This is a genomic window from Mesotoga sp. BH458_6_3_2_1, from assembly GCF_003664995.1.
In the GTDB taxonomy this organism is placed as follows: domain Bacteria; phylum Thermotogota; class Thermotogae; order Petrotogales; family Kosmotogaceae; genus Mesotoga.
Window position 1 is genome coordinate 1 of the sequence record NZ_JFHL01000030.1, and the last position, 8185, is coordinate 8185.

3 protein-coding genes are annotated in these 8185 nt (G+C 43.8%); 2 read left to right on the top strand and 1 reads right to left on the bottom strand.

Annotated features, from left to right (window positions below; genetic code table 11):
- Together Y697_RS14435 and Y697_RS14440 are read left to right on the top strand one after the other, a co-directional pair.
- Positions 1–2883, top strand: a 2883-nt coding sequence (locus Y697_RS14435) for a tetratricopeptide repeat protein (protein ID WP_147433202.1), incomplete at its 5' end; no start/stop codon positions are given.
- 40 nt (positions 2884–2923) lie between these two features.
- Positions 2924–4756 carry a hypothetical protein gene (locus Y697_RS14440; protein WP_121552514.1) on the top strand — a complete coding sequence of 611 codons (1833 nt, stop codon included), beginning with the start codon at positions 2924–2926 and terminating at the stop codon, positions 4754–4756.
- Positions 4757–5018: 262 nt separating this feature from the next.
- On the opposite strand, the gene Y697_RS15055 is transcribed toward Y697_RS14440, so the two are convergent.
- Positions 5019–8123, bottom strand: a complete 3105-nt coding sequence (locus Y697_RS15055; RefSeq protein ID WP_259462606.1) for an SUMF1/EgtB/PvdO family nonheme iron enzyme — start codon at positions 8121–8123, stop codon at positions 5019–5021.
- Positions 8124–8185 lie beyond the last annotated feature (62 nt).

Below are 8185 nucleotides of genomic sequence, written 5' to 3' on the forward strand. Positions count from 1 at the left end.
TCCAGCGTGATGGCCAAAGCTATAGAGCAAGCCCAAAGAGAGAAAAACGTGGTCATCTACCGCTTCTCTGGTTTCACCGCCAACTCCGGAAACGAATACACGCTCCTCAAACAACTGTGCGAAGAGATAACCGGAAGGTACAACACGACGGTGAACAAGGTGGCAGGTATAGAAGAGGGAGAAAGACCACCGGTTATGGAAGGCTCAGGAGAGAGAAGAAATCTAGACCCAAACAAACTGGACGACCTTATAGAAGTCTTCAGAAGGTGTCTCGTCCTTTCCACAGAGGACAAGAGACTGATTCTCTTCATAGACGCGCTGGACCAGATAGATGGTGATCTCACGTGGCTTCCCTCTCTCCTGCCCCAGTACACCAAACTTGTGGTCTCGACCACACTGGACAAAGAGATAGAACTCCCCAACAGTCATCGCCTCGAGCGGCTTGAAAAAGGAGAAGGAGAAGAGATACTCGACAGATGGCTGGCCAGGGCAAAAAGAAGACTGCAGAGAGAACAGAGAGAAGCGATAATGAATGGACTGAAAAGTAATGGAACTCCGATATACCTCAGGCTGCTGTTCGACATGGCAAAGAACTGGCATTCATACACGGGAATCCCGAGACTTGGGGAAAAGACGGAAGAGATACTGAAAGAGTTCTGCGACAGGCTAGAGAGAGAACATACACCCGAGAGAGTGAAAACGATAATAGGTTACATGGTGTGCGGAAGATACTCGGGCCTGAAAGAAGAAGAACTGATCGATCTTCTATCCTTTGACGAAGAATACTACGAATCCTTCCTGAAGGGATCTCAGCATACAGATGAACTGAGAGAGAGAAGGAAGATACCCGTAGTCATATGGTCCAGGTTCTATCTGGACCTGGAAGACCACCTGAGTGAGAAGGAAGTCGAAGGAGTAAGGCTACTTACGTTCTTCCACAGACAGATAGACGAATACATGAAAGAGAGGTACGGAACGAACAGGAATAGAAATCATGGAATACTCGCGGACTACGGACTGAAGAGATTTGAAGATGAGGGGAAAAACTCGAGAGAGGCATTCCTTTCCAGTTCAATAATGCCGTACGTTGGATTTCACCTGTACGAAGCGGAGAGGGAGAAGGAATTACTGCATTTGCTTCCGGAGGAGGAAGAAACGCAAGAGCAAGAAAACAAAAAGGATATCCTTCACAACTCCATTGGCTGGGTGATGGAGAACTACGAGTTCGAAGAAGAGAAGAGGCTGAAAGCGCTTCTTGAAGAGATGTCTACAATCGGCAGGAAGGTGCTTGCAGATGTTATGAGCAGTATTGGAGTAAAACAAAAGAATAGAGGGAGAAGCCTCTGGTGTTTATTCATCCACGAGAAGTCAATTCCCATTCTTGAAAGGCTAGTTCGCATGGATCCGACCAATTTGGAATTGCTAAGGGACCTCGGGATAAGTCTCAATAACGCTGGAAGAAACTGCAAAGGGCTTGTAGCTGTGAAAAAGACGCTAGGATACTATATGAGAGCTCTTGAGATACGAAAAAGACTCGTGAAGAAAATCCCTGACAGAACGGAATGGCAGAATGACCTCTCATTGAGCCTGAGTGACATTGGAAATATCTATAAAGACCTGGGTCAAAGTAAAAAGACTCTAGAATACTATATTAGGTCTCTTGAGATAAGCAAGAATCTTGCAATGAAACAGCCGGATAGAACAGAATGGCAATGGGATCTGGGAGTGAGTTTGAATAACGTCGGGAGTGTGTACGAAGAACTTGGAAAGAGTGAAAAAGCTCTAGAATGCTATTTGCGCTTCATGAAAATAATGGAAAGCCTAGTAGAAAAAGACACATCGAGAACTTGTTGGCGAAGAGATCTGGGAACGAGTGCAAACAATGTCGGAAGGATATATGAAAAATCAGGTAAGAACGATGAGTCTCTGGGGTACTACACCAGATTCATGGAGATAATGGAACAACTCATTCGGAATGACCCCGGGAGACTGGATTGGCAAAGAGATCTAGGCGTGAGTTTGAACAATATCGGCAGGATTTATGAAGACTTTGGTGAAGCTGAGAAAGCACTAGGATACTATGTCAGGTCTAATGAAATTATGGAAGCCGTTATTAAGAAAGATCCATCCAGGATGGACAGGTGGAGAGATCTAGGTGTGAGTTTGAACAACTCTGGAATGATGTACGAATTTCTAGGCGAGGGAGAGAGAGCACTTGGGTGCTACACTAGATTTATTGAGATAATGGACGATCTCATCTGGAAAGATCCTGACAGAATCGACTGGCAGTATGACCTTTCTGTAGGTCTCAGCAATGCAGGAAATATCTGCAGAAGCCAGAACGAAAACGACAAGGCTCTGGTGTATTTCACTAGATCCACTGAAATACGAGAAAACCTTGTTAAGAAGGACCCCGATAGGACTGACTGGCAGAGAGATCTGGGAATTAGTTTGAACAATGTCGGAATGATCCACGAAACCTTTGAAGAATACGATAAGGCGCTTCTTCGCTACAAGAGATTTATGGAGATTATGGAAGCTCTCGTTAAGAGAGATCCCGAAAGAACTGACTGGCAGAGAGATCTTGGAGTGAGCCTTAACAACGTCGGAAGCCTGTACGAGAACCTCGGTGAGCTTGAGAAGGCTTCAGATCATTACAAAAGGGTTCTGGATATAAGAAGAACTCTTGTTCACAAAGAACCAAGAGTTGTTGACAGACATGTAGGCCTCGCATTTGCACTCCTAGATATAGCGAGGATTACGCAAAGCGATGCTCAGAAAAGACAATTAGAAATGGAAGCACGATCAATAACCAAATCGCTTGTAGATGACGGTATGAAACATCGTGAGCTTAACGTATTGAGAAGCATCTTTTCACTATAACTACTGAGTATATTATAACTAAGAGACAGGAGGTATCCAAATGGGAAGTCTTGTCAAATGGGGAAACTGGAAGTTTATCGGAATTCTCTTTGTTATATGCTACGTCATTGGAATAATTGGCTGGAAATTGTACGACCCTTCACTCCCTGTCTCTTCGGCGTTGTATAACTCTCTTCAGCTTTTCTTCCTGGAAGCAAGCTTTCAAGATTACTCAATCCCTTGGATTCTTGAGATAGCGAGATTCTTCGCTCCGATAATAGCGGCTGCAGTCGTCTTGAAGTTGCTAATCTCTCTGATCTGGAAGACAACCAGAGACCTCAGGCTTCTGGGAATTGAAAATCATATCGTCATCTGGGGACTGAACACTGAAACAAATTATCTGCTTGAAAACCTCCTCGGAAACAGCAACAGCAGAATCGTCCTAATCACTAGCACAAATGAAATGAGCGAGTTTCCAGCCTTGAAACCTGCAAGGGGGCTAATGGTAATATTCGCTGACGAAGCAGAGAGTCTCTCAGATAAAACGAAACTTTGTCAGAAAATACATCTGGAGTCGGCGAAAAGTGTTTTTATCATGACCGGAGATGATACGAATAATATCGAAACTGTCGAGAAGATAGAGGCCTATCTTGACGGATGTGAGAAGAAAAGAGAAGCCTTAGTAAAGAGAAGAACTGAAAAGAAAAATTGTGAACTTCAAGTCTTTGCTCACATAAACGACGAACATACGATGAAATTCATGAAGCAATGCAAGGGGAATAATCCAGAAAGAAATGTGTTTATTTCCTTCTTCAACACTAAGAGAATGCTCGCCCAGCATCTAATCGACAAGTTCTCTCCGGACAGGTACAGAAGAATAGGTGAAGGCGATCCCGTACCCGCCACAATCCTTTTAGTCGGTCTGACAGATCAGGGTGAGAAGATCCTGACAGAAGCGGCTCTCTTATACCATTTTGCGAATCACGTAAAACCGAGAATCGTTGTATCGGATAGAAATGTGAAGAACAGGATGAGGTCGATCTACGAGAACTACCCGTTGCTGGGAAACGTTGCGGAGATAGTGGAAGTAGAGTTTCTTGAACTTATCAGGGGCGAAGTCGACTGGGAAATCTTCTCAACAGTTTCCTCATGCTTCATAGCGACAGAAAACGAGGGAGAGAGTTCATTCGTTGCCAGAAAGCTCAGGCAGATGTTTGAGATAAAAGCAGACAGCGATGTAAATGGCCATGATAGAGAAGTGTCAACAGTACCAGCAATAGTTGCAGTAATACCTATGCTTTCCAGGTTTTTTGATATAGTTCCAGAAACCAGGCAAAAGCTGGAAACTGTGAACATAAACATTTCAAACCCAGGAGAAGTGCTAAACACGGATAACCTGTTCTCTACTAACGAAGAAATAGAGAAGATAGCCATGTACTTTCACTGGGAATACAACAAGAGAAAAGATAAGACACTCGACAAGGTCTGGAACGAACTGGAAGATTCCGAAAAAGACTCCAACCGTTACGCTGCCAGACACTTGCCGATCAAACTGAGATTTCTGGGCGTGAGTATAGCCGACGCTTCAACTGATTGCCCGACTTTCGATCAGAATACAGTCACTGAAGATCAGAAGCAGACGATTCACATAATGGAACACAGAAGATGGATGGCATACAAAGAGCTGATCGGATTCGTTTATGGCCAAAAGTGGTTCAAAGAAGATGGAAAATCAAACAAGGAAGTCATGAACATCTTGATGATAAACAACAGCATAAAACCATGGCATGAGCTGGAACCTAATATCAAGGAGATAGACTCGATTTTCGCCAATGCCGGCGACGCTGTAGCCGAACTGAACAAGAAGATCGTAGTAGATAGCCAGAAGAGCTAATCGGAAGCATGGGATCGATAACTTGGACAACAAACCGGGATGTCGGACAATCTCAGAAAGACCTCTAGGGACATTAACAAGTTTAGGCCGTGACGATTATGAAGAATTCTAAAAAACCTCTCTAGCGTCGAACTAAACCTTCATTATCATTAAGGCACAGAAATTCCGATTTCTGCCACGTCTCCTCACGCCTGCGGGCTACTTCCTGCCCGGCGCTCGAAGCCGCAGCACAGGGTAAAAACGAAGAAAGGCTAAAGCGTAATCAGGGCACCGTCCTTGCAATACGAAAACCAACAAGGTAATAGTACGCGGAAGCAGGGGTATCACTGCTCCGAATCGCTACCCGCACAAACCTGGCACTGAAGCTCCAGCAACCGCCACGATTCACCCGGCTGGAACCAGCTGTACTGTTGTACGGATTCGTCTGTGCCGAACTGGAGTAGTTTCCATACCAGTCGCTGCACCACTCCCATACGTTTCCAGACATGTCGCATAACTCAAGTTCATTGCACATTTTCTGCCCAACCCCCTGCATCTTGTTCCTTGAGTTCGAAATGTACCAAGCAACATCATTAACGTTGTCGCTGCCGGAATACTTGTATCCCTTGCTCTTGTTGCCTCCTCTTGCTGCATATTCCCATTCGGCTTCTGTTGGTAGTCTGTATCCTAATGCCTTAGACGGATCTGTTGTCACTCTCCCGTCTTTGTCTAAAAAGTTGCCTTTGTCGTCATACGCCTTCGGGAGGTTCTCTTTCTCGCTCAACCAGTTGCAGTATTCTGTTGCGTTAAACCAGCTAACATTTATTACAGGCCTTTTTCCCTTTTCCCATGATCTAGCTTTAGGTTTCTCTACATTACTCTCGCTATAGTATCTGTCATATTCCTCAAATGTCACAGGATATTTTCCTGCATAGAAATCATATGTAAGCTCTACTCTGTGGGTCGGTTTTTCATTGCTCTCTCCATCGCCCCACGTGTCTCCCATAACAAAACTACCGGCTTCTACATATATAAGCACATCTCCGTTTACCGAGGTCATACCCTTTTTCGCCGGTTCGCTTCCGATTTTTTGCGGGGTGGAGATAGAGTCATGTCCTGGCGAGATTGTTCTCTTTTTGTCTTGTTCACTTCCGATTTTTTGTGTGAGGTTCATGGAATCAAGTCCCAGTGACGATATTATGAAATCAACAAGATTGCTTTTTTCTGAGACATTGAAAATTTGGTGCTTTCTGAGAGCTCGAGGCAGTTCACTTTTAATAAGACCCTCGATAAATGTGAAGATTTTTCCATCCTTCTTCATTCCACTGATTATTTCATAATAGAAGCTTTTCCATTCATACTCGACCCATTTCGAGTTCAGATTTTCTTTGCTCGTGCCAACGACTATCAACACCTGAGCTTTGTCAAGGGCTCTTTCGAAAACTTCTTTGTAAGGAACCTTTCCTGACTCCTCAATCGAAAAACTTCTCATGAAGACTTTTATAGAATTCTCTAGAAGTAGGTCGTTGAGTTCTTTCGCCATATACCAATCTCTCGTGTAATTTCCATTTTCATCTAGGACCCTGCACGATATTATTACCTGGCATTCCTCACAGATAAGCTCGTCTCCGTTTGCCGAGATAATGCCTTTTTTCGCCGGTTCGCTTCCGATTTTTTGCGGGGTGGAGATAGAGTCATGTCCTGGCGAGATTGTTCTCTTTTCTTCTTGCTCTCTTTCAGTTTTAGGTGCAGCGGATAAATAATTCATCCCCAGGGTTGTCATTATAGTTTTCACAAGATTTTCCTTCCTGGATACTGTATATGACTGCGTAGAGTTTAGTAATAGCGGAAGTTCACTTTCACTCATATTATCTATAAAGGTGTAAATCTTGGAATCTTTCTTCCTTCCGTTTAGTATTGCATTATAGAAACTGCTCCACTCAATTTCAACCCACCGCGAGCAGATGTTTTCATTCGTTGTCCCTACAACAACCATTATCTGAGCACTGTCAAGCGCATCAGCAATTGCTTTAATGAAGAAGGACTCACCCATCTCTTCAATCGAAAAACTGCTCATGAAAACTTTTATAGAATTCGCCTCGAGCAAATCGTATAGCTCTTTTGCAAGATGCCAGTCTCTTGTGTAATTTCCATCTTCATCTGATACTTTGCAGGATATGAACACTTGCCACTCTTGCCCAGCGATATGCATTTCCCTATCTCTTGAGTTTCTTTGAATTGTTTGTTTATCTTTGAAGAAATCATTTTTAGTATTGTCTAGAGATTCTCTTGGTTTTTGCTCAATACTTTGGTTTTCTTTATCGGAAAGTGGGTTCTTGTACTTTATCCCTAAAGCTCCTCCTTCAAAGCCTTCTAGATCCTTGTCTGTTATCTTCTTTCCTTCAAACAAGGTCCTGCAAATGCGAAAGCCCAGATAGGTATACAAGCTATTAATATCGCTGCTCTTTCTGAGAGCAACCCTCAAGATTGTTTTGCCGTTATACCAGCTACCTCCTCGAATTGCTCGAACTAAGCCATCATTACTATAGGGATTTGTTTGTGATGTGTCTGGATATTTGCCAAACCAGTCGGTACACCATTCCCAGACATTCCCAGACATATCGTATATTCCAAGCTCGTTGGGTTCTTTCTTTCCCACTTCCTGTGTCTTGCCCTCTGAGTTTGAATCATACCAGGCAACGTCATTAACGTTATCGCTTCCGGCATATTTGTAGCCTTTGCTTTTGCTCCCTCCTCTAGCCGTATACTCCCACTCGGCCTCAGTGGGTAACCTGTAACCTTCTACTCTAGACGGAACTGTTGTTATATCTCCATTCTTATCCAGCAGATTTCCTTTACTATCATAGGCTTTGGCAAACCCTTCCTCTTCACTCAACCAGTTGCAGTAGGCTATTGCATCCCACCAGCTCACGTTGATTGCAGGTCTCTGTACCCTTCCCCAGCCTTCGTCTTTCGGTCTGGTTCTTCGGGTCTCATCGCAGAACAAGTCGTATTCTTCGAAGGTTACCTGGAATCTGCCTATGAGAAAACTATTCGTTAGTATGACTTCGTGGATTGGTTTACAATGGATTTCCAGGTCTTCAACTTCATCCCCCATCATGAAGCTACCTTTTTCTACTAACACCATTCCTTCTGTGGTCCTACTGATAGGGCTCGATAGCGATGGGCTCAAAGATACATCTGAAGGCTGTTCCTGACTGGAACTTTCTAAGTTCTGTTCACTTGTGTTCTCATCTTCCTGAATGATTTGAGGTTGCTCCTCTTGCTCTTTCTCAGGATAAACGACATCTTCTTTCTTTTCTTCGGGGGCTTCTTGTGGGATATCATTGAGCGTTTCTTCTGACTTTTCTTCTACAGTCTCTTCCAATGGAATTGATTCTCGGGAATCAAAGGATTCTAGTTTTCGCTTTATGAAATTAAGTAGCCTTG